Source organism: Iodobacter fluviatilis (assembly GCF_900451195.1).
GTDB lineage: Bacteria > Pseudomonadota > Gammaproteobacteria > Burkholderiales > Chitinibacteraceae > Iodobacter > Iodobacter fluviatilis.
The window spans coordinates 738,460-759,394 of the sequence record NZ_UGHR01000001.1; the positions used below are offsets into that span (position 1 = coordinate 738,460).

Genomic DNA, 20,935 nt, shown 5'->3' on the forward strand with positions numbered 1-20,935 from the left:
CTTTAGCGCCGTCCCATGCCATTGCCTCTGCCTGTTGGCGGTGTAACAGCCTGAGAGTTGTCTTCCGCAGCTTGCGCAACAGGCGCCGGGGCGGGCTGGGGGGCTGGTTCCGGCATGGCTTGCGGCATCATGGGCTGAGGCGCGGGCATCATGATACTGCCTGCCGCCGTGCTATTAATTTTGATGCTGGAGCTTGGGCGTAAACGTAGCGGGTTGGTGCTGATTGCGCCTTCGGTGCCGCTTTCAAAGGTAGTGATATGGGGCGATGGAATCGCTAAATTACGCACTACGCGGGGGGTGATTAAAAGAATCAGCTCGGTTTTTTTATTGTCGTCACTCTGATTGCCAAATAATCGATTTAGTACCGGCAGCTCACCAAGGCCTGGCAGTGCATTGCCGGTGGATTGGTTGGTGCGGGATAAGAGGCCCGCTAGGACTTGCGTTTCACCGTCTCTGGCGCTCATATTGGTTGTGGCGTTTCGTGTACCAATGGTGTAAACCGTGTTGCCGCTGGTGGTTTTGCTTTTATCGGTTACGTTAGAAACTTCTAAAGACACTTTTACGCTGATGTCGTTATCGATGGATAGCGTGGGTTCCACATTCAGGGTTAAGCCCACATCCAGATAGGTAATGGATTCTGAGGTAACGCCATTATTGGTGGTGGTCGTAATGACTGGCACCCGGTCACCAATTTGCACCTTGGCTTTTTCGCGGTTTTTAACCCTGATTTTTGGATTGGCCAGAATATTGGTATTGCCTTTATTATGGGCAAAATTGGCCGTAACGGCTGGGCTGCCAATATTAACTAGCACATCACTTTTATTCAGATTATTCAGCTTATCCAGGCTGATTGAATTACCCGCCGTAATAGCACCCAGGCCATTAGGCACACCAATTGAAGCAGAAATCTTTTGTGGGTATTCAATCCCCATATTCAGCAAATCTGTACTGGTTACTTCAAGAATTTCCACATCTAAAATAATCTCTGATTGCGGTAAATCCTGGGCGGCAATTAGCCGCTCGGCCACGGCAACCGCTTCGGCCGTGTCGCGCATCACCAGCATGGATAAACGCTCGTCGATATACACGTCTTTGGTTTTGACCATTTGTTTAATCATCGCCAATACCTGTTTTGGATCGGCGTTGGATAAATAAAAGGTACGCATCACCAGATCTTTATAATCGCGGTCTTTATCCGGGCGTTTGGGGTAAATTAAAATGGTGTTTTCATTTAATACTTTTTTATCGAGCTGATTCGTCGTTAAGATTAAATTAATCACATCTTCTACGCTGCTGTCGTGCGCATAAATTGTGGTGCGTAAATTAGGCGCAACATCGCGATCAAAAATAAAATTAACTTTACCAATGCGCGAAATAATATCGAATACGCTGCTGATACTTTGATCTTTAAATTGCAAAGAAATTGGGTTTTTTAAAGATTGTGCCAAGCCGGGGCGCAGCGTGGCTTCGCGCGTTTTGCGGCTTTCTACTTCATCACGCAGCTTAAGTGCCTGCGTGTTGCGCGGATTATCGATCAGCATTTGAGCCAGTACATCCAGTGCTTCTTCCGGTTTATTGTCTTTGATTTCACGCGCATATTTCAGCATGGAATCCTGCCTTGCTGCGATTTCACTCAGCCTTAAGCCTTCCAGCGCCCGGTAATTGCCCTTATCGTGTGACAGCATCTGCTGATAGCGATTGCTCGCCAGCTCGATATCGCCGCGCGCGCGGGCGTTGTCGGCTTCTTTGAGCAAAGCGCCAAGCGTGATGTCTAATTGCCGCTGAAAGCTGGCACGTAGTTTGATATCGTCAGGATATAGCTTGGATTTTTCTTTTAAAAACTGTAAGCCTTGTTCTACTTCGCCTTCATAAATTAAAGACTCACCCTGTTTGCGGGCCATGTCGGCGGCGCAGCCAGTCAGCAAGCTGGCCGCGATAAGGGTCATGCTAAATGCGCGCTTCAAAATGTAGCTCCAAAAGAAAGCATCCGCAGCTGCTTGAGCGGCAGGGGGAAAGTAGTTGGCTGATTTAATTTGCACGAAGGGCGCGTTTTCAAGGCGTCGCTCCCAAGGAAAGGACCTGCTGCTGATTCAGCGGCATAAAAGTAAAAATAATTTGCTGACGGGTCACCTGATCCACCCGCCATGAGCCCAGTAAAACCTCACCCTTTTGTACACGGCCAAGGGCATTGCAGCTTTGGCAAACCACCATCTGCTGGCCGCCCGCCTCAAGCACTACATAATCAATGTTGCCCTCGTGCCAGGTTGAAACCACTTTAAACGGCAAAGGGGGCGCAACCGGCGGCGGCGTGGGCGTTGGCTTCGGAGTCGGTGTGGGTTTAGGTGGCGGCGGAGGAGGCGGCTGCCATGTTTGAACCGGGAATAAATTCACGGCCACACCGCTGGCTGCCGAGGCCGCCGATGCTTGTGCCGCAGCAACGGCCGATGCTTTAGCGCTGGCTTCACTGGCTGCTGCCGCATGTTGCTGACGGCGGGCTGGCATATCATCAGGCTGGCTGTCTTGCCAGAAAGAATAGAGCGTTAAAATGAGCGTAATGGCTAGCACAATTTGCAGCGGGCGCGAGATCATGGCTGCACCTCGTTTAAATCCGCCATTCTCACTTGAATACTGAGCGTGGTCTTAGCCATAGTTGCTTTCGAGATCATGGCTGTACCTCGCTTAAATATGACATTTGCACTTGAATACTGAGCATGGCCTCGCCAATTTGTGGGCGAGATATGCTGAGGTTTTCGATGCGCACGCCGGGTATTTTTTCTAGTTCGCTAATAAATTGCTGGAGGTCCGGGTACTGCCCGTTAGCCGGAAACTGCAAGCCGTAGCGCAGCAGCTCACCCCCCACTTCGGGCGTGGCTTTGTAATCGCTTTGCTGCAGTACAATATGTTTTTGCTCGGCCAGCTCATTGAGCTTAAGTAAAAACGCTGTAAATTGATTCGATTGCGGCAGGCGCTCTTCTGCCACGCTGCTGGCGGTGGCAGAGGCGCTGGATGTTGCTTGCTTCAGCTTGCGCGCGGCTTCCAGTAGGCTCAGCTCGCGGCGTTCTAAATCTTTTTGGATAGGTTTGAGCTTTTGCACATAAAGTGCGCCGGTTAGTAGCAGCAAAACCAAGGCCGCAATTGCCAAAACGCCCGCATATTGCCGCCATTGGCGTACATACCAAATGATCTGTTGCATGAGTCGCTGCATATTCATCGGCGCGGCTCCCACGTGATATCCAGATTCACTTGCACTGGATGGAAGGGATCGCTAGCACGCAAATTATGCCGGGATAAAGAAACCGTTTTAACCCCCTTGGTGCTGCCGAGACGATCGACCAGCGCCAATGCATCGGCCAGCGTTTTGGCTTCTAAATCCAGCTTGATTAGATGTTCGGTGCCGGCCAGCTCGATGCGGGTATAGGCCACGGTGGGCAGCCAGGTTTGCTCTAAAACGGCCAGCACCGGCCCGATGGCTTGTTGCTGAGCCTGATGCGCGGCCAGTACTTTTGCATTGGCTGGGGCTTCTTTTTGCTCTTTATTACGCGCCTCATCTAAGCGGCGGCGCTGCCAGCTGATCTCATCCTCGCGCGCATCCAGCTGCTGGCGTGCCTGATCGCTGATATCAAGCCGGGTCATCACCCAAAGCAGGGCAATCACTGCCACAACGACAAGGGCTAAGCCCAGCCATGGCGTTGAGCGGGGTGATTGATGAAAATCGAGTTGCATGGGTTTCATGCGGCAAAGTCCGGTTGATCGCTGTGTTGTGTTTTTAGTGCCTTCGGCACAGTGATTTGGGTACGGGAGTCCCCCGTGTGGGACTTACTTTCTTGCTTCGCCAAGAAAGTAAGCAAAGAAGGCGACCCCGCAAACGCGACATCCCCTCGCTGTGGACAATCGGGTCGGCGGCTGCGGGACTCGCTCGCAGGCTCGCTCAAACATCCTCGCCGAAACCCCGCCCCGCTTGTTCCTCGCTCGGCGCGTTTGAAGGGGAATTCAAGCCCCGTGCAAACTAAGCGGTTGTTGTTGCAGCGTTTGAGCATAGGTGGAGAGGATTGATTCGTAATTCGGGTGCAATGTGCATCATTTGTGTTCATAAAGCCCAATCCCCGGCAAATAAAGGATGCACTGCACCTAAATAGCTGACTTCGCATTCTGGCAGGCTGAGTTTGGCGAGCGGGTGGGTGCTGGAGCTGATATAGATTTGCGGTGGCAAAGACACCTGCGCCAGCATGGCCGCTTGGCGCAGCAGTGCGGCCATGCCGCCATTCAGCAGTGCTTCGCTGTCCTGATTCAGCGGCAGGCTGATGACGCCCTGCCACGCAGCATCGCGCCAGAACCCACAGCAAAGTTGATCGGCCTCGGTGATCAACAGCGCAAATTCGGCGGCTTTGAGTTGTTTACGGTACTGCTGATGCACGGTAGAAAAGAGCGGCTGTACCCTGTTTAAACGCAGCTTATTTGCACGGCTCAGCTCGATGATGGCTTGGTAAATGGATTCATCCATGGCGGCCACTAGGCGCGATTCGCCAAAGCCTGCCGGATGAATACACAGCCGCCAGCCTTCGGCAGAGCCCGCAAATTGCTGGGCTAAAATGAGCCGAGCGTAAGCATTCCAGTCGTCCGGCTGATACAGGCCATCCTGCCAAGGCAGTACGGCGTAACGCACCCAGTCTCCACTTAGCAATATATTCAGTGTGCTGATGCTGCTTTTTGGACGAGTCTCCAGCCGCTGCTGCAAAGCCAGCGCAGCAGATTGGGCGTCGATCGTTGCCGATGTCCACTGCTTATCTGCTTTTTGTAAGCGCGGCTGGCTGGCTAAACCCAGCTTCTTGCTCGCCAGCCAAACGCTATGCTCAATCCATAAAGGGGACACGATTGCTTTCCATTAGTAGCTTGGGTTAGCGATGCTTTACCGCGTAACCCACTGCGCTGGTGAAAAAATTTCCTGATGACATTTGTAGCCTGTCTGCACGCTGCCATGCTGCGTAATGCAGCGCCCTAAGCGCATAAGTATCAACGCACATCAGGTGATACTTCAGTACTGCAGCCTCCCCCTTTATCAAAGGGGGATTAGAGGGGGATTTGCCTTTGGTTTTTGGCTAATTTTAGCCCTGCATCAACTGCAAATCCCCCCAGCCCCCCTTTTACAAAGGGGGGGGTAAGTGTGCTGGCTTGTGTAGATAGCTATGCCCTACGCGTCTTTGTTTTTCTGTGCTGCTTTTAAACTCCGTGTTCTCTGTGTTTACAGACCTAAGGTTCTTTTAAGGGTTTTATCGTTTAATCCACAAAAGTCACACGATTAATTTCTTGTAAGGTGGTTTCTCCGCTGGCCACAACGGCGAGCGCTTGCTGGCGCATCGACAAAAATCCAAAGCGTGCGGCAAGTTGCTTCAGCTCTACAGCTGGCGCGCGGCTGGCGATGGCTTGCTTTAGCTCGTCGTTTAGCCGCAATACTTCGGCAATCGCCTTACGCCCCTGGTAGCCGGTATTGCGACAAGCCTTACACCCCACGCCTTTTTTAAAGCGCCAGCCTTTGACTATTTCGCTGCGTAGGCCTGATGTGGCGAGCAGCTCTTCATCGGGTTCGTCGTCCACCACGCAATGCAGGCATATTTTACGAATCAGCCGCTGGGCCACTACGCCGATCAGCGCATCCACAAAGCTGTTTGGCTCCACGCCCATATGAATAAAGCGGTCGAGCACCGAAAACACATTGTTGGCGTGCACGGAAGTGAGCACCAGGTGGCCGGTCAGCGCGGCTTGTACTGCAATATTGGCGGTTTCGCCGTCGCGAATTTCACCCACTAAAATTTTGTCTGGGTCGTGCCGTAACACCGATCTCAAGCCACGGGCAAAGCTCAGGCCTTTTTTATCGTTCACGGGGATTTGCAATACGCCGGGCAGCTGGTATTCCACCGGATCTTCAATCGTGATGATTTTCTCTTCGCCGGTATTAATTTCAGACAGCGTGGCGTAAAGCGTGGTCGATTTACCTGAGCCGGTAGGGCCAGTGACCAGCAGCAGGCCGTAAGGCTCGCGTGCCAGACTTCTGATCCGGCCCATTGTGCCGTCATCAAAGCCCAGAATATCTAATCGCAGCTGCTTAAAAGCATCGCCGCCATTTTGCTTATCTAATACCCGCAGCACGGCATCTTCGCCGTAAATTGACGGCATGATGGAGACGCGAAAATCCACTTCGCGGCCATTAATCCGCGCCTTAAAACGCCCGTCTTGCGGCACACGGCGCTCAGAAATGTCTAAATCGGCCAGCACCTTAATCCGAGAAATTACCTGCTCGGCGGTTTCTAGGCCATTTGCCCCTCCGATATGCAGCAGTACGCCGTCGATGCGATATTTAATGGTTAAGCCGTTGGGCGTGCTTTCCATATGCACATCGGACGCTTTGGCTTTAAGCGCGTCATACAGCGTGGAATTCACCAGTTTGACCACTGGTTTTTTATCTGCAGCAAGGGTGGCCAGCGAAATCTCAACAATGCCGTCCTGATTCACCTCACTCTGCTCGCCCACGCCCAGCTGATCCATCGCCCGGTGTGAGGTTTCAAACTGATCCAAGTAAGTGCGCAGTGCCTGATGATGGGCAAAAGCAGTTTGATAGCTTACGGTTAAACGCTGGCGCAGCCAGTTACGCAGTGCGGCATCAAAAGGATCGGCCAGCACCATACATAGCCCATCTGTGCCATCGAGTAGCAGGCATTGCCTTGCCACGGCTTCGCCGTAAGGCAATAGATCGTAACGCGGGCTGAGTGCGCTCAGCTCATCCATGCTTAAAAACGGCAGGCCAAGAAAGTGGCTAAGCGCTTCACCGTAATCGGCATCGCTCAGCTGCAATACGTGTTGCAAACGAGGCGCAAGCGGGGCCTGATCCTGGCGTAATGTTTGAATCAACTCCAGACTGAGCCTGGGTAAAGGGGCGGCCTCTGTGGCAGGTGTCCATTTTGCATCTGTCATTGCATATTCCCAGCCAGCTCAAAAATTGGCATATACAGCAGAAAAACAATTCCACCGATCAATACACCAATAATCAACATTAATATCGGCTCAAAAAGGCGGGTAAACATATCGATGGCGCGTTCCAGCTCTTCATCGCAAAACTGCGCAGAGCGCTCGCACATGGTGGCCAGCTCGCCACTTTGTTCCCCAACGCGTAGTAAGCGCTCTGATACGGGGGTGGTCAGCTGATAGTGGGGCAGGGCTTGTGAAAGGGATTGGCCCGATTTCACATCAACCAGGGCCTGTTGTAAGCCAAGCTGCATTTTTAACGGCAATAACTGCGCCGCCAGCTCCATTGCATGCACTACCGAAATCCCGCCAGCCAGCAGCAGGCCTACGGTGCGGTAAAAACGGGTCAGCGAAAATAAACGCCGGTACTGCTCTAAACGTGGCAAGCGCCAGAAGGCTTCGCGCAAAGCATTTTTTGCCGCAGCCGTACGCAGCAAAAACACCGCCAACACCACGCTGAGCACCATGGCGCCAAACATCATTACGCCGTGCTTATGCACCAGATCGCCCCACCACAGCATCACTTGCGCGGCAAAAGGCAGGTTTTTCATGGATGCATAGATCTGGCTGAATTTTGGAATCACATAAAACAGCAAAAACAACATAATGCCGCCGCCAATGCCAATCACCACCAGCGGGTAAATCACCGCCGAGATGACCTTCTTTTTGACCGCCGCTAGCCGGGATTCGTAATGGTGATAGCGGCCCAGTGCATCGGCAAGGTGGCCGGTTTTTTCGGCCGAGCTGACGGTGGCAATATATAAAGGCGGGAAGTGCTGGCTCATTTGTGCCAGTACTTTAGATAGTGGTAAGCCCTGATACAGGCCTTCAATCATGCGGCTTAATACTTCGCCATTCGTGTCTTGCGCGCTTTTTTCTTTGAGTGTTTCTACCGCTTCAACCAGCGTCAGCCCCGCTTGCAAAAGCGCGATCAGCTCTTGGGTAAAGAGCGAGAGGCCAAATTCTTTGGAAGAAAGCTTAAAGGCGCTGTGCGCCTTGGCAGATAAAAACTGCTGTCCTTGCGCCGTCAGCTTATCCCGTAGCTCGCTTTCATTAGCGGCGTCGATATCCAGCTGCAGCAGCTTACCTGCCTGCAAGGCTTTAACGGTGTAGCGCATGAGGAGTGGGCTTTATCGATTAGTAGCTGACGTCGGTGTCTTCGCCCGTACCACCGGCTTTGCCATCTGCACCTAAAGTCAGCAAATCGTAGTCGCGGCCGTTTTCACCTGGTTTGCTGTAAACGTAAGGCCTATCCCATGGATCAGCCGGTACGTCTTTCATCAAATAAGGGCCTTGCCACTTTGGCTCGTCACTGGGCTTTTTGGTGAGTACATTGATGCCTTGTTCGGTACTTGGATAGTGGCCGGTATCAAGACGGTAATGATCCAGTGCATCCGCGATAGATTTCATCTGGCTTGCCGCAGTCTTGGTTTTGGCTTTGCCTACCTCGCCAAATAGCTTTGGCCCAACGTAACCGGCCAGCAGGGCAATAATCAGCAAAACAACCAATAATTCCAGTAGGGTGAAACCTCTGGAGAGGCGGTGATTCTTCATATAATTAGTCTCTTCCCGTGAAGGCTGGCAGGAGCCGCCTTTCATCTTCTATCCCCGCATCGTAATACGACGCTTCTTGCGGGATCAAGCCTTTTTCATGGCTTTTGCCTAGATGGAAAAATACCGAGGGTGAAGTATGCCTTTTGATTAGCAAAGAGGGGCAGATTGCGTGATGACTGATTGTCTTATTTTCTAGTCTGTAAGGTGATAGGGGTACTGGCTATGGGCGCTTGATTTTTGCTACCGTAGCTGCGTGATAGAGCGTGATGTTTTAAAGGAATAGCTATAGTTTGTAGGGCAGGGACTCTTCATTTTTTGCTTTTTACTTAAATATGCAGCTAAAGGATATTAAAAATGAAAAAATTACTAATCACCATTATCTTGGGCTTATTGGCGGCGACGGCGATTGCCGGGCCTAAGGAAGAAAAAAACAAGGCGCTGGTACTGAAGTTTTACGATATTGCATTTAATAAGCTGGATGCTGAAGGGGTTTTGCCCTTTATTGCTAAAGATTATATTCAACATAATCCAGAAGTCGCCAACGGTGTGCAGCCTTTACAAGATTTTATCCGCTATCTGAAAACCAATTCACCCCAATCGCGCGCCACCATTAAACGTGTGATTGCTGAAGGTGATTTGGTCATGCTGCATGTACATTCACAAGATAAAGCCGGTGAGCGCGGTGTGGCAGTGGTGGATATTTTCCGGGTTAAAAAGGGAAAAATCACCGAGCATTGGGATGTGATTCAGGCTGTGCCAGAGAAAGATGTTAATGGCAACGGCATGTTTTAAATGATTTAAGCTGTCTTTTTTGTTGTGCTTTAATTAAAAAACCCCAAGTTCTTTATTCGCTTGGGGGTTTTTATTGAAATCCAGGGCTAATCATGAATTGACAGCCGGTGCAGGCTTCAATAGATTGGCCCAGCCTTGTGGCCAAGTTGGGTTTTTTGCTAGATTGGCCGCAGCCATTGCAGGAGAGACTGCTTTTACAAATGCAGCGCCGAAGGGGAATCGCCCCGGAAACTCTCAGGCAAAAGAACTGTGATGGCGTTGGTAATCTGGAGAGAAGGCGCGGTTTTTGCCGCCGCCTCGCCGAAGAAGCATGGCTGGTGCACTGCATCTGCCGCAATCTCTCAGGCAAAAGGACAGAGGGGCATAGCTCGGACACTGCTGAGCGGGCACGGTCATCTTTGTTTGCCCTGCTCACGCGTGCCGCTTTGCCACTTAACCTTTGTAAGCTGCGCGCTTTCAATATGTCATCTGAAACAATACAGGCAACAGGCCCCTTATTTGGTGCTTGTGCTGAACGATATTCTGTAAAAACAATCTATCTAACTATACATATCAACAATAGCCGCGCTGCAAATGGGCAAATGCTCAGTGCAGCAGCAGGCAATATCCGGGATACACAAAATGGCAATCAGCGTTTTTGATTTATTTAAGATCGGCCTTGGCCCATCCAGCTCGCATACCGTTGGCCCAATGCGGGCTGCGCGCACTTTTGCCCGTCGTTTAGAGAAAGACGGCATTCTTGATAAAGTCGCAAAAGTAAAAAGCGAGTTATTTGGCTCCCTGGGTGCAACAGGTAAAGGCCACGGCTCTGATATCGCCGTGTTACTGGGTTTGCAGGGCGAGTCACCCCGGCTAGTGGATACCGATAAGGTAGATGGGATGGTTGCGGCGATTCGTGAAGGCCGAAAATTAAATCTGCTTGGCAAGCACGATATCCCCTTTATTGAGGCCGAGCACCTTATTCTGCATAAACGTAAAACCCTGCCTTTTCATCCGAACGGCATGATTTTTGAAGCCTTTGATGCCGCTGGTGAGAGCATCTCCAAGCGTGCTTATTACTCGGTAGGCGGGGGGTTTGTGGTGGATGAGGCTGCCGTGGATGCGGGCTTTAATCCGCCAGGCGTGACCGAGCTGAAGCATCCGTTTAAAAGCGGGGCCGAGCTATTGGCGCTGTGCGAGCGCCACGGTAAAACCATCAGCCAGATCATGCTAGAAAACGAGCTGGCCTGGCGCACCGAAGATGAAATCCGCGCAGGCTTGCTGGAAATTTGGTCGGTGATGCAAGCCTGTGTCAAACGCGGCTGCGAGCGGGAAGGCACTTTACCCGGCGGCTTAAAAGTAAAACGCCGTGCTGCCGATATGTATCAAAAACTGCTGGCCTCCCCAGAGGCCGCGCTGCGGGACCCGCTCACCGTGCTCGATTGGGTGAATTTATACGCATTGGCGGTTAATGAAGAAAACGCTGGTGGTGGCCGAGTAGTGACTGCGCCTACCAATGGCGCAGCTGGCATTATCCCCGCCGTGATGCACTATTACGCCCGCTTTACACCGAATCCAACTGACGACGGCATTGTGCGTTTCTTTCTGACTGCAGGTGCAATTGGTATCTTATTTAAGCTAAATGCTTCTATTTCTGGTGCGGAAGTCGGTTGTCAGGGTGAAGTGGGGTCGGCTTGCTCGATGGCAGCAGGGGCTTTAGCCGAAGTATTGGGAGGCACGCCTGAGCAGGTGGAAAACGCCGCAGAAATTGGCATGGAGCATAATTTGGGCCTCACTTGCGATCCGGTTGGGGGCCTCGTGCAAGTGCCATGTATTGAGCGCAACGCCATGGCATCGATCAAAGCAATTAACGCCGCACGTATGGCGCTGCGCGGCGATGGTCAGCACTTTGTATCACTCGATCGAGTGATCAAAACCATGCGCGATACCGGCCGCGATATGAATACCAAATACAAAGAAACCGCCCGTGGTGGTCTGGCCATCAATGTGATTGAAGTGCCGGTGAATATTGTGGAGTGCTGATTTTTTGAAGGTGTAGAAAACGGCGGCTACCCCCGCCGTTTTTTTGTGCCTGCTTGCTTCATTGGTATTTGCTTGGCCTGCATAAATTTGCTCGCCAATATTAAATATTTAATGCCAATTGATTATTGACACATCCTGCCGTAAGATTTGCAATCTTTGAAAGATTGTGGCGGTTATTGTGAAAATATTATTTTGCTTGCTGCTTGTTTTAATGAGCAATGTGCAGGCGGCAGAGACTAAGCCGGAAATTCTTCCCTTATTGCCTACAGATGTTCGCCATGGGCAGCTGGCTAATGGCTTGAATTACTATATAAAACGCAATGCCGAGCCAGCGGAAAAAGTTGAATTGCGTCTATTAGTAAATGTGGGTTCACTCAGCGAAGCGGATGATGAGCGTGGCGTGGCGCATTTGCTGGAGCATATGGCATTTCGGCGGACTAAACATTTTGGGCCGGGGGCGCTTAAAGCTTTTTTAGAAAGCCAGGGGATGAGCTTAGGCGGGGATATCAATGCGTTTACCTTTCATGAGTGGACTAACTACCAAATAAGCGTGACTCGGGAAGCGCTGCCACAGGCTTTGCAACTGCTGGCCGATTGGGCGAATGGTATCGAAATGGATGCCGCTGAATTAGCACTAGAGCGGGAAGTGGTGCTGGATGAGGGGCGTTTGCGTCAGTCATGGGCTGATTTTTATCAGTCTTTGCTGCAAGGTATTTATCCCAATGAGCCGCAATATTCAAAGCGTTTGGCCATTGGGGATGCCGATATTGTAAAAAATATCCCGCTCGAAAAAGTAAAAGCGTTTTATAAGCGCGAATACCAAGCGCAGCGCATGACCCTGCTGATTGCGGGTGATTTTCAGCCGCAAGAGGCCGAGGATAAAATCAAGACGCTGTTTGCTGGTATAGAAAAAGGCACTGCGCCCATAGGCTATGCCCATCCAGCTGCAGCCAGTGGTTTGCGTTTTTTTAGCCATCGAAATGTACCGGGAATTGCTCATCCACAAGCAATATGGGGCTGGGCTTTGCCTGCGGAATCAATGAATGATGCAGATGCAGCGTTTAACAACTTTAAACGCGGTATGTTGGGCACCTTATTGCAACAGCGCCTGAGTGTACAAGCTCGAAAAGATGGCAGCCCTTTTGTCGATGCCAGTTATTTTAATGGGCATGGTGTCAGTTTACCGACTCGGCAAATCGAGTTTACCTTGTCAGTGTCGGTTAAAGATAAGCAAATGAAAGAGGCGCTGCAGGCCTTGTATCGCGAGCTGGAAAGGGCTAAACGGTTTGGTTTCAGCCAGCAGGAGCTTGCTCACAGTTTCGAGATTTATCGAAAAAATCAGTCCAGTGTCTCAAGTCATAGTGATTGGATTGGTCGCTTGCAGAAGCACGCGCAATTTGGTGAAACAGCCAGAGATTCATTTGGCATGTTTCAGCAGCTTAAAATATTCTTTGCTGCTACTACTTCAGGCGTTTTACAAGATGAGCTAAAGCGTTTGTTATTGTCGCCAGATCAAGTTGCTACAATTTTATTGCCACCTGCAGTCAGCAGCTATTCGATGTTTTTTGAGAAGACGGCACAGAATATTGTTGATGCGGTGCGAGCCGAGCCATTGGAAAATATCGCTCAGGAAGTAAATAATAAGCCACTGCTTGCTCATCCGCCGCAGCCAGGGAAAATTGTATCGGAGCAGGATGAGCCGACGACCGAGGGCACTTTATTTAAATTAAGTAATGGCATCGAGGTGTTGATCACACCGCCTAAAGGCAGTGGAGATCGAGTCGGTTTTTCTGCCCGAGCTGCCGGTGGTATGGCGGCGCTGACTAAAAAGCTGTATCCAGCGGGGTTAACACTGGTGCAGTATTTAAATCAGGCTGGATTGGGCGAGTTTAGCGGTAGCGAATTAAAGCAAAGATTATCGTCACAGACCGAATTAAAGTTTTACCCCTTTGTATATGCTGATCAGCAGGGCCTTGCGGGTGAGGTGGATGCCGCAGATATCGAAACCCTGCTGCAATTACAATACCTAGCTTGGACAGCAACAAGAGACGATAAGGCGGCAGCTACGCTAAGCAAGGATTTGGCTTATCAATTGATGGTGAGCAATGCAAATTCTTTATATACCGGCTTAAACGAAAAGCATTATGGTGCGCTATGGCCTTATCCTGCTTATTGGCAAAATTATAATTTTGATGCCTCATTAAGTGAGCTTATTGAGGCAAGAAATACCTTATTTGGCAATCCGCGCGCATTTCGTTTTGTGCTAAGTGGGGTAATGAATAACAAGCCTAATAAGGATTTAATTGAGCAGTACATCGCAAGCTTGCCAACTAAAGAGGTGGCGGTATTTAAGCCAGAGCCATTAGCCCATGGGCGAGGCAATGAAATTCATCAAATGATTCCGCAACCTTTGTCGATGCGTTTTTGGCATGCTTATGTGCCGTTGCCTGCTAACTCGGGCGGCGAGGGCGTGGCTCGTTTCTTAAGCCAGCTTGTGCAACAGCGTTTATGGCAGGCATTACGTGAAAACACCGGGGAAACATATGGGGTGTATAGCAATTTTGAGCTGACGGCGTGGCAAGGTTTGCTATTGTCCGTGGTTTATCAAACCGATATTAAACAATGTGATCAGGCCGCCAAAATCACCGTTGCTGAAATTGCCCGTTTGCGTAATGAAGCACCAACAATGAATGAAGTAAATAATGTGCGTGCCATTTTACTTAAAGCACAGCAAGAACGCAGAAATAAACCCATACAAAATGCCGAAGCTTTATCTTGGTATTGGTTAATTGATGGATCAGTAAAAGGCAGCGCAGCTGATTTTGCTAACTTCACTCCTGAATATATTCATCAATACGCCAGAAGCTGGTTGGGCCAAAATTATTGGGCTGTGGGCAATTTTAATTGCCAGAATACTGCAGATTTAACGCCTTTGGCTGGGGATTAGGGGGGATTTCATTAACGTAAGGAAATGTTTTTTGTAGGCTAGGTGCAAACGCGGCTTGCACCTAGCCTACAAAGGGCTGCAGTTTTTATAGAGTGTGCAAGTCGTTTTTCTTGCACACCGCTTTGGAGCACAAGGACTTCATCGTTGTGCTCCCTGCGAAACCTGTTGTTGTATTTCAAGGTGTGCTTTTGATCGGTACGATTAAGTGCCGACGGCCATCTTACGGCGCTCAATCTCCGCCATCAATTCCAAAAACTCCTCCGGCACATCTTGCTCCAGCCTTTGATAAACACGGCAATCTGGCGTGCGGGTGATCAGCTTGTAATTGACTAGCTCGCGGCGCAGCAGCACATGATCGCCAATGGCTTCTGCGCTTTTAATCCACTCATTAGCGGCTTTTTCGCTCATTTCTAGTTGGGCGGGAATGCAGGCCCAGATCGGCCAGATGCAGGGCAGTTGCTCGGAAAACTTGGTAGGCCAGCGTATTAAACGCCCCTGATCATTAAAATGCCTAAGCAGGCGTTTTGTCAGCGGGGAGAAGGTACTGCTTGCCGCTGGGGTAGGTGTTTCTGCCGCTGCACGTAAGTGCTGAAAATTACTAAAACCAGCAGCGCGCGCCAACATATTCAGCAGCTGTAAGTGGCTGGGGGCGGCAGGCTCAAGTGCCCATTGCTGTTTGAGCGAGCGGGCAAGGGCAGAAATATCGGAAGTATAAAAAGGATACGTGGTGCGCGACATGGTCGAATCTCCTGTCGTGCCTGAGTCTGAAAAGACTGCCGCTGGTCGCCGTTACGGCTTGGCACTAGGGTTCGGGGCCAAGCTTTGATGCAATGATTTAATTCGCCATGGCAGGTTTAGCGTGGTTTAAATAAACCGGCGACGCCTAGGTGAGCTGCAGACCTGCTGTGGATCATATACCAGAGTTGGGTTTTAATTCAAGCAGGAGTAAGTATCAGGTGGGTTTTATGACAACGCTCTTGTGTTTGACCCAGGCATAGACTTAGACTTCGCGCATTCAGGGCCTCGCTTTAGGGATAAATAATGATTATTGATTGTCTTGCTCTCGCAAAAAAACTGAATGATTATAATCTTCAAGCGGTTAAAGAATTAAATCAGCGTGGTATTGCACCTAAACTCTGTGAAATTTTGGCCACATCAAATGCGGGTGTTTTATCTTATGCAGAGACTAAAAAAAGGCAAGCTGCTGAGCTGGGGATTTTATATGAATCATTTATCTTTGATCATGATTCAAGCATTGATACGGTCCTAGAAAAAATACGGCAATTAAATAGGGATGAAAATGTGCATGGCATTGTGATTGGTTTGCCTGTTTTTGCCCATCTTGATTCTGATCTATTGCTCAATGAAATTGCGCAATATAAAGATATTGATGGTTTGGGTTCTAAAAATACCAGTGCCATATTTGCTAATCATGAGCAAAGTGCTATTGCTCCGGCTACACCCGCTGCGGCTTTATATATTCTTGAATCGCTGAGTGCTATTTCAGGAAAAAAAGTATGTATTTTAGGCCGGGGCAGGACGGTGGGCCGGCCATTACTAGAAATGCTGATTAATCGCAATGCAACGGTGACGGTGTGTCATTCAAAAACAGCTGCGATTGATATTGAAATGGCGATTGCACAAAGTGATATTGTGATGACGGCGATTGGCATGGCCGGTACGGTAAAAAGTGAATGGTTTAAAGCAGGGCAAATTGTGATTGATTGTGGTATTTCATTTGTCGATGGCAAAACTTCGGGCGATGTAAATAGTGCAGAATTATCTGATCTGGGTGTATTTGTTACGCCTGTGCCTAAGGGGGTGGGCGCAGTGACTAATGCTATGATTTTTGCAAATTTAATCAAGGCGGTTGATCTGCAATGAGTGCATATCTATTACCCGATTCATTAGCTGAGTTATTTAAAACAGCAGCTTCAACAGATGCTGTGCCAGGTGGGGGATGCGTGGCCTGCGTATCTGCCAATCTGGGGGTTGCCTTATTATTAAAGGCGATTCGGATCACATTAAAATCCAAACCTGGATTAGCCATATTGCAAGAGGCTGAAGAGCGTTTGCTGGGCTATGCCGGGCAATGTCTAGATTATGCGCAGCAAGATGCGGAAGTTTTTTTTCAATTTCTAGCCGCGTATAAGTTGCCTGAATCGACCGGGGCAGAGCAAACTTTACGCTTAAAAAGTATTGAACAAGCCGCGGTATCGGCTACCCAATTGGGAATTGTAATTTCGGCTATGGGGAATGATATTTTGCAGCTTTGTTGTGAGATTAAGCCGGATATCAAATTATCCATCGTGGCTGATATTGTTGCCGGTGCTCACCTCGTGTTTTCCATGATTGCGGTTGCAATAGAAAACGCCAATGCTAATTTATCTGATATTCAATCTGTATATCCGGATTTAAAGGCTTCCGTATTAAAAGCACAGACGCAGAGCCAGGCCTTGCTGGCTGCCTTGGTTTAATTAACTAAAGGTAATGGGCTGTGAATTTACATTCTAAAATATTAATTATTGGTACCAGTGGCTCTGGTAAAAGCACGCTGGCTAGAGATTTAGCAAGGCGTTTGCAGCTGGCTGATATTGAATTAGATGCTTTATATTGGCAGGCGAATTGGACGCCAGTGGGTGCGTCACTTTTTAGGGACAGGGTGGAAAACGCCATTAATAGCCATTCTGCTTGGGTGATGAATGGCAATTATCTTGAAGTAAAAGATTTAAGCTGGGGAAATGCCCGGCAATTGATCTGGCTGGATTATTCATTATTTACTGTGATGTGGCGGGTCATTAAACGTTCATTATTGCGGGGGATTAAAAAAGAAAAATTATGGGCAGGCAATACCGAAACGTTAAAGAATAATTTTTTCAGTAAGGACTCTATTATTCTATGGGCTTGGCAAACCTATGCCTTAAGAAAAAAACAATATGCAGAAATGATTGCAGATCCAGCCTATTGTCATTTGCATGTGCTGCGGTTTAAAACGCCTGCAGCGCTTGAGTCTTATCTTGAGGGTTTAAAAAAGCAGGGCTCTCTCTGATTGGTGTTTTTAGACAGGCAGGAAACGCCATGCGGTTCGTGCCTGCGGTGCTTTGGCAAACTCAGGCTGCTTCTGTGCAGACAATGCCAAGTTTATTACCCACCGGGTCACGCACATAGGCTGCATACCAGTTGGGGCCGTAAGGCCGCGGGCCGGGGGCGCCTTCATCTGTTCCGCCGTTGGCAAGGGCTGCCAAATAAAATGCATCGACTTGTTCGTGCGAGCGGGCTGCAAAGCCAACCATCGCACCATTGCCTGCTGTGGCAGGCTCTGCGTTAAATGGCTTGGCTACCCAAACAATTAAACCTTCGCCTTGCCCTTCGCTAGAGTAGGCCTTCCAGCCGGGGAAGTTTATATGGGAGTGCCAATCAATGGTGGCTAATACCGCATCGTAAAACATGCACGATGCTGCATGATCGTTGGCACCCAAAGTGATATAGTTTTGCATGACTTACTCCTTACATAATGATTAATCAAAGATGTATTTTGGAGTATGGCATGGATAAATCGGGTCGCCAATTAAAACAGAACGATCGTTCTGTTTTGTGTTTGTTTTGCGCACATCCACAGTGTGGCGGCTTGTGCCGCTTGTAAAAATAAACCCCAATTCCGATTTACAGAATTGGGGTTTTTAAGCAGGCTTTTGTCTTAATGCCTGAGAGGATTAATAACGTTTGCCCAAATACTGTGGATTAAGCAGGTTTTCATTTGAAAAAATATCATTTAATTGCGCCTGGCTAAGTAGCTTTTTCTCTAAGCATACTTCCATCACGGTTTGCCCAGTTTGCGCGCAAATTTTGCCAATTTCATCGCATTTAGCATGGCCTAGGACGGGGTCTAGGTAGGTGACAATGGCGATGCTATTTAGCACATTGCGGCGGCAGGTTTCTGCGTTGGCGCTAATGCCATCGATACATTTCTCTTTGAGCCCCAGCATGGCGTTTTGCAGTAAATGGATGGATTCAAATAAAGACGATGCAATCACCGGCTCCATTACATTGAGTTGCAATTGTCCTGCTTCTGCTGCCAGGGTAATGGTTAAATCATTGCCGATTACTTTAAAGCAAACCTGATTCACCACTTCTGGCATCACGGGGTTGACTTTGGCGGGCATAATGCTAGAGCCTGCTTGTAATTCAGGTAGATTAATTTCTTTTAAACCCGCCCGAGGGCCGGATGATAAAAGGCGTAAATCATTGCATATCATCGATAATTTGGTGGCAGTGCGTTTTAATGCGCTTGAAACCATGACATAAGCGCCACAATCTGAAGTGGCCTCAATTAAATCTTCAGATGAAGTAAAAGCGTGGCCGGTGATTTCGCAGAGTTTTTTTACTGCAATTTCGCGGTATTCAGCAGGTGCGTTAATCCCTGTGCCAATGGCCGTAGCACCCAGATTAATTTCGAGCAATAGATTTTTAATTTGCCCAATTAGGCGGATATCTTCTTTGATTAATGTCGCAAAGGCATGGAATTCTTGGCCTAAAGACATCGGCACCGCATCTTGTAGCTGGGTGCGGCCCATTTTAAGCACGTCTTTAAATTCAATTGATTTCGCCATAAAGCCTTGCTGTAGCGTTTCCATATGCCGCATTAAAATCAGCAAATGATCAAACAGGGCAACTCTAAATGCAGTTGGATAGGCATCATTGGTGGATTGGCATTTATTAACATGATCATTGGGGTGAATATACTGATATTCGCCTTTTCCGTGGCCTTGTAATTCTAAAGCTAAATTGGCAATCACTTCATTGGCATTCATATTCACCGAAGTGCCTGCGCCGCCCTGAAATACATCGCTGGGAAATTGATCCAGGCAGCGGTTTTTATTGATGATCTCATCGCAGGCTTTAGCAATGGCGGTTGCGATATTTTTTTCTATGGTACCAATTTCACCATTGGCTAAAGCACAGGCTTTTTTGTTTTGGCCAAGGCTTTTACCATAATGGGATTGTCGCTGATTCTGGCTTGCGATATTTTGAAATTTTCTATGGCTCGCAGGGTGTGGATGCCATAGTAAGCATCATAAGGAACTTCTTTTTCGCCTAATAAATCGTGCTCGATTCTAACGTTTTTCATCAGATAAAACCTCCACAAAGGACGATATTAGCAGTGAGTGCTTTTAATTTGATGATGTTAAGCAATATATTGCGCGTTAGGCTGCAGGTGAAATCACGTATAAGGTGGCGCTTGGCTCGCTAGCTGGCTCTGGGGGCCAGTAAAATGACGGCCATGCCGGTTAAGCTGATCAGGCTGCCAATCATATCCCAGCGATCGGGCATAATGCCGTCTACCTGCCATAGCCAGAGCACCGCTACACTGACATAAATACCGCCGTAAGCCGCATAAACCCGGCCACTTGCTGCAGGGTGTAGTGTCAGTAAGTACACAAAAATCATCAGGCTGAGTGCTGCTGGCAGTAATAAAAATACCGATCCACCCTTACGCAGCCACAGGTAGGGTAAGTAGCAGCCTGCTATTTCTGCAATGGCCGTGACGGTAAAAAGACCGAGGGTTTTTAGTGCAAAAATAAATTGATTCATTGGGGGCAGATAATAGGCGGGAATGCTCAAAGTATACTGAAGTGTTTGTACTGCCGTATTGAATAAAGCATCGTAAAAAACAGCATGGTAGGTAAAAAAGATTTTATTGTTTTTTCAAATTTATGATTTTATTTAAACAGGTTTGTTATGTGGAAAAAAATAAGAGTTGTGATTTTGCTGCTGATTCTGGCCAAGGTTGCTCAGTGGATGTGGCTGGATAAAGGCGCGCTGGAGTGGAAAAAGAATTTATATGTGGCGGTATACCCGGTGAATGTCAGTGGCAGTGCTAGGGTGAGTGCCTATTTGCAAACGCTAAGTAAGGATGATTTTGAGCCGTTGAGCCAGTATTTTGCGGCCGAGGCTAAGCAATATCAGCTGGCTGTTCACCGGCCATTTGAGTTTCAGCTGGGTGGAGAAGTCAAAGCGATTCCGCCTGCGCCGCCCTCTGATGGCAGTGTTTTAAGTACGGTGCTGTGGAGCTTGAAATTCAGATATTTTGCATGGGCTAACAGCCCTAAAGTGAGCGTGCCACCGGATATTCGCCTGTATTTACTCTATTACGATCCGGCTACTCACCCTCAGCTTAGCCATTCCACTGCGCTGAATAAGGGGCGGATCGGGCGGATTAATCTTTTTGGTGATCGCTCCTATGCTAGGCAAAACTTGGTGATTACAGGCCACGAGCTGCTGCATACACTGAATGCCACCGATAAATATGATTTGAGCACCAATATGCCCATTTATCCGGATGGCTTTGCCGAGCCGGATCAGCAGCCGCGTTACCCCCAAGGGTTTGCCGAGCTGATGGGCGGGCGTGTGCCGGTGAGCGAAGTGCTGGCGGTGATTCCTGATCATTTGGGCCGGACGCTGATAGGTGAAAAAACGGCGCGGGAGATTGGGTGGGTAAAGAGTGCTCCCTAATGGTTAAATTTTTATGGGTGAGCTGGGGGTGTCTCTGGCCCACGCAGCAAGCTTTCTGATAGCAATCTTTATTGGTTTATTAATGCGGAA

The 20,935-nt window shown here is 49.0% G+C and carries 18 protein-coding genes, 1 pseudogene and 1 riboswitch; of the genes and pseudogenes, 7 read left to right on the forward strand and 12 right to left on the reverse strand.

All coding sequences use genetic code 11. The features are described from left to right. Window positions 1–2: 2 nt before the first annotated feature. The 8 genes from DYD62_RS03365 to gspG form a co-directional block, all read right to left on the reverse strand. Window positions 3–1,946, reverse strand: coding sequence for a secretin GspD/PilQ domain-containing protein (locus DYD62_RS03365; RefSeq protein ID WP_132038605.1), 1,944 nt, complete (start codon window positions 1,944–1,946; stop codon window positions 3–5). 106 nt (window positions 1,947–2,052) lie between these two features. Beyond that, entirely contained in the window at window positions 2,053–2,589 is a 537-nt protein-coding gene (locus DYD62_RS03370) for a hypothetical protein (RefSeq protein WP_115226072.1), read from the reverse strand. 73 nt (window positions 2,590–2,662) lie between these two features. Then, window positions 2,663–3,193, reverse strand: a complete 531-nt coding sequence (locus DYD62_RS03375) for a type 4a pilus biogenesis protein PilO (protein ID WP_165928593.1) — start codon at window positions 3,191–3,193, stop codon at window positions 2,663–2,665. A gap of 14 nt (window positions 3,194–3,207) precedes the next feature. Then, entirely contained in the window at window positions 3,208–3,732 is a 525-nt protein-coding gene (locus DYD62_RS03380; protein ID WP_115226074.1) for a hypothetical protein, read from the reverse strand. A 355-nt stretch (window positions 3,733–4,087) separates the two neighbouring features. Then, a complete protein-coding gene (locus DYD62_RS03385; protein WP_115226075.1) occupies window positions 4,088–4,870 on the reverse strand; it encodes a hypothetical protein in 783 nt (260 codons plus the stop codon). A 404-nt stretch (window positions 4,871–5,274) separates the two neighbouring features. Beyond that, window positions 5,275–6,966: a GspE/PulE family protein gene (locus tag DYD62_RS03390; protein ID WP_115226076.1), complete on the reverse strand. Its 1,692-nt coding sequence runs from the start codon at window positions 6,964–6,966 to the stop codon at window positions 5,275–5,277. Next, window positions 6,963–8,135 (reverse strand): type II secretion system F family protein, encoded by a 1,173-nt coding sequence (locus tag DYD62_RS03395; RefSeq protein WP_115226077.1) that lies wholly within the window; start codon window positions 8,133–8,135, stop codon window positions 6,963–6,965. Before DYD62_RS03395 ends, DYD62_RS03390 begins: the two co-directional genes overlap by 4 nt. Window positions 8,136–8,154: 19 nt before the next feature. Beyond that, on the reverse strand, window positions 8,155–8,571 hold the full coding sequence (gspG, locus tag DYD62_RS03400) for a type II secretion system major pseudopilin GspG (RefSeq protein WP_099399166.1): 417 nt from the start codon (window positions 8,569–8,571) through the stop codon (window positions 8,155–8,157). 354 nt (window positions 8,572–8,925) lie between these two features. Between gspG and DYD62_RS03405 the strand changes: the two genes are divergently transcribed. The 3 genes from DYD62_RS03405 to DYD62_RS03415 all read left to right on the forward strand — a co-directional run bounded on the left by DYD62_RS03405 (window position 8,926) and on the right by DYD62_RS03415 (window position 14,332). Beyond that, complete coding sequence (locus DYD62_RS03405) at window positions 8,926–9,363, forward strand: nuclear transport factor 2 family protein (protein ID WP_115226078.1); 438 nt, start codon at window positions 8,926–8,928, stop codon at window positions 9,361–9,363. Between the two features lie 169 nt (window positions 9,364–9,532). Then, a riboswitch (glycine riboswitch) is annotated at window positions 9,533–9,623 on the forward strand. A gap of 361 nt (window positions 9,624–9,984) precedes the next feature. Beyond that, a complete protein-coding gene (locus DYD62_RS03410) occupies window positions 9,985–11,385 on the forward strand; it encodes an L-serine ammonia-lyase (protein WP_115226079.1) in 1,401 nt (466 codons plus the stop codon). A gap of 178 nt (window positions 11,386–11,563) precedes the next feature. Continuing rightward, entirely contained in the window at window positions 11,564–14,332 is a 2,769-nt protein-coding gene (locus DYD62_RS03415) for a M16 family metallopeptidase (protein ID WP_132038606.1), read from the forward strand. 201 nt (window positions 14,333–14,533) lie between these two features. Here the strand turns inward: DYD62_RS03415 and DYD62_RS03420 are convergent, their stop codons facing one another. Further along, window positions 14,534–15,070 carry a DUF2087 domain-containing protein gene (locus DYD62_RS03420; RefSeq protein ID WP_115226081.1) on the reverse strand — a complete coding sequence of 179 codons (537 nt, stop codon included), beginning with the start codon at window positions 15,068–15,070 and terminating at the stop codon, window positions 14,534–14,536. Between the two features lie 303 nt (window positions 15,071–15,373). Between DYD62_RS03420 and DYD62_RS03425 the strand changes: the two genes are divergently transcribed. Genes DYD62_RS03425 through DYD62_RS03435 form a run of 3 tightly spaced genes read left to right on the forward strand, consistent with a single transcriptional unit; the run spans window position 15,374 to window position 17,381 of the window. Continuing rightward, entirely contained in the window at window positions 15,374–16,216 is an 843-nt protein-coding gene (locus DYD62_RS03425; RefSeq protein WP_115226082.1) for a bifunctional 5,10-methylenetetrahydrofolate dehydrogenase/5,10-methenyltetrahydrofolate cyclohydrolase, read from the forward strand. Then, a complete protein-coding gene (locus DYD62_RS03430) occupies window positions 16,213–16,809 on the forward strand; it encodes a cyclodeaminase/cyclohydrolase family protein (protein WP_115226083.1) in 597 nt (198 codons plus the stop codon). Before DYD62_RS03425 ends, DYD62_RS03430 begins: the two co-directional genes overlap by 4 nt. Before the next feature lie 20 nt (window positions 16,810–16,829). Next, window positions 16,830–17,381, forward strand: a complete 552-nt coding sequence (locus DYD62_RS03435; RefSeq protein ID WP_115226084.1) for a P-loop NTPase family protein — start codon at window positions 16,830–16,832, stop codon at window positions 17,379–17,381. A gap of 61 nt (window positions 17,382–17,442) precedes the next feature. On the opposite strand, the gene DYD62_RS03440 is transcribed toward DYD62_RS03435, so the two are convergent. The 3 genes and pseudogenes from DYD62_RS03440 to DYD62_RS03450 form a co-directional block, all read right to left on the reverse strand. Next, on the reverse strand, window positions 17,443–17,829 hold the full coding sequence (locus DYD62_RS03440; RefSeq protein WP_115226085.1) for a VOC family protein: 387 nt from the start codon (window positions 17,827–17,829) through the stop codon (window positions 17,443–17,445). 216 nt (window positions 17,830–18,045) lie between these two features. Next, window positions 18,046–19,460: pseudogene (aspA, locus tag DYD62_RS03445) on the reverse strand (aspartate ammonia-lyase). Between the two features lie 119 nt (window positions 19,461–19,579). After that, a complete protein-coding gene (locus DYD62_RS03450; protein WP_207916288.1) occupies window positions 19,580–19,924 on the reverse strand; it encodes a YnfA family protein in 345 nt (114 codons plus the stop codon). 147 nt (window positions 19,925–20,071) lie between these two features. On the opposite strand from DYD62_RS03450, the gene DYD62_RS03455 reads away from it, so the two are divergent. Then, complete coding sequence (locus tag DYD62_RS03455) at window positions 20,072–20,845, forward strand: hypothetical protein (RefSeq protein WP_115226086.1); 774 nt, start codon at window positions 20,072–20,074, stop codon at window positions 20,843–20,845. Window positions 20,846–20,935: the final 90 nt, after the last annotated feature.

Bases quoted from the DNA above. Each gene is read 5' to 3' on its own strand.
- DYD62_RS03365 (WP_132038605.1), bottom strand. From the start codon at position 1,946: ATGACCCTTATCGCGGCCAGCTTGCTGACTGGCTGCGCCGCCGACATG.
- DYD62_RS03370 (WP_115226072.1), bottom strand. From the start codon at position 2,589: ATGATCTCGCGCCCGCTGCAAATTGTGCTAGCCATTACGCTCATTTTA.
- DYD62_RS03375 (WP_165928593.1), bottom strand. From the start codon at position 3,193: ATGCAACAGATCATTTGGTATGTACGCCAATGGCGGCAATATGCGGGC.
- DYD62_RS03380 (WP_115226074.1), bottom strand. From the start codon at position 3,732: ATGAAACCCATGCAACTCGATTTTCATCAATCACCCCGCTCAACGCCA.
- DYD62_RS03390 (WP_115226076.1), bottom strand. From the start codon at position 6,966: ATGACAGATGCAAAATGGACACCTGCCACAGAGGCCGCCCCTTTACCC.
- DYD62_RS03395 (WP_115226077.1), bottom strand. From the start codon at position 8,135: ATGCGCTACACCGTTAAAGCCTTGCAGGCAGGTAAGCTGCTGCAGCTG.
- gspG (WP_099399166.1), bottom strand. From the start codon at position 8,571: ATGAAGAATCACCGCCTCTCCAGAGGTTTCACCCTACTGGAATTATTG.
- DYD62_RS03405 (WP_115226078.1), top strand. From the start codon at position 8,926: ATGAAAAAATTACTAATCACCATTATCTTGGGCTTATTGGCGGCGACG.
- DYD62_RS03410 (WP_115226079.1), top strand. From the start codon at position 9,985: ATGGCAATCAGCGTTTTTGATTTATTTAAGATCGGCCTTGGCCCATCC.
- DYD62_RS03420 (WP_115226081.1), bottom strand. From the start codon at position 15,070: ATGTCGCGCACCACGTATCCTTTTTATACTTCCGATATTTCTGCCCTT.
- DYD62_RS03425 (WP_115226082.1), top strand. From the start codon at position 15,374: ATGATTATTGATTGTCTTGCTCTCGCAAAAAAACTGAATGATTATAAT.
- DYD62_RS03430 (WP_115226083.1), top strand. From the start codon at position 16,213: ATGAGTGCATATCTATTACCCGATTCATTAGCTGAGTTATTTAAAACA.
- DYD62_RS03440 (WP_115226085.1), bottom strand. From the start codon at position 17,829: ATGCAAAACTATATCACTTTGGGTGCCAACGATCATGCAGCATCGTGC.
- DYD62_RS03450 (WP_207916288.1), bottom strand. From the start codon at position 19,924: ATGAATCAATTTATTTTTGCACTAAAAACCCTCGGTCTTTTTACCGTC.
- DYD62_RS03455 (WP_115226086.1), top strand. From the start codon at position 20,072: ATGTGGAAAAAAATAAGAGTTGTGATTTTGCTGCTGATTCTGGCCAAG.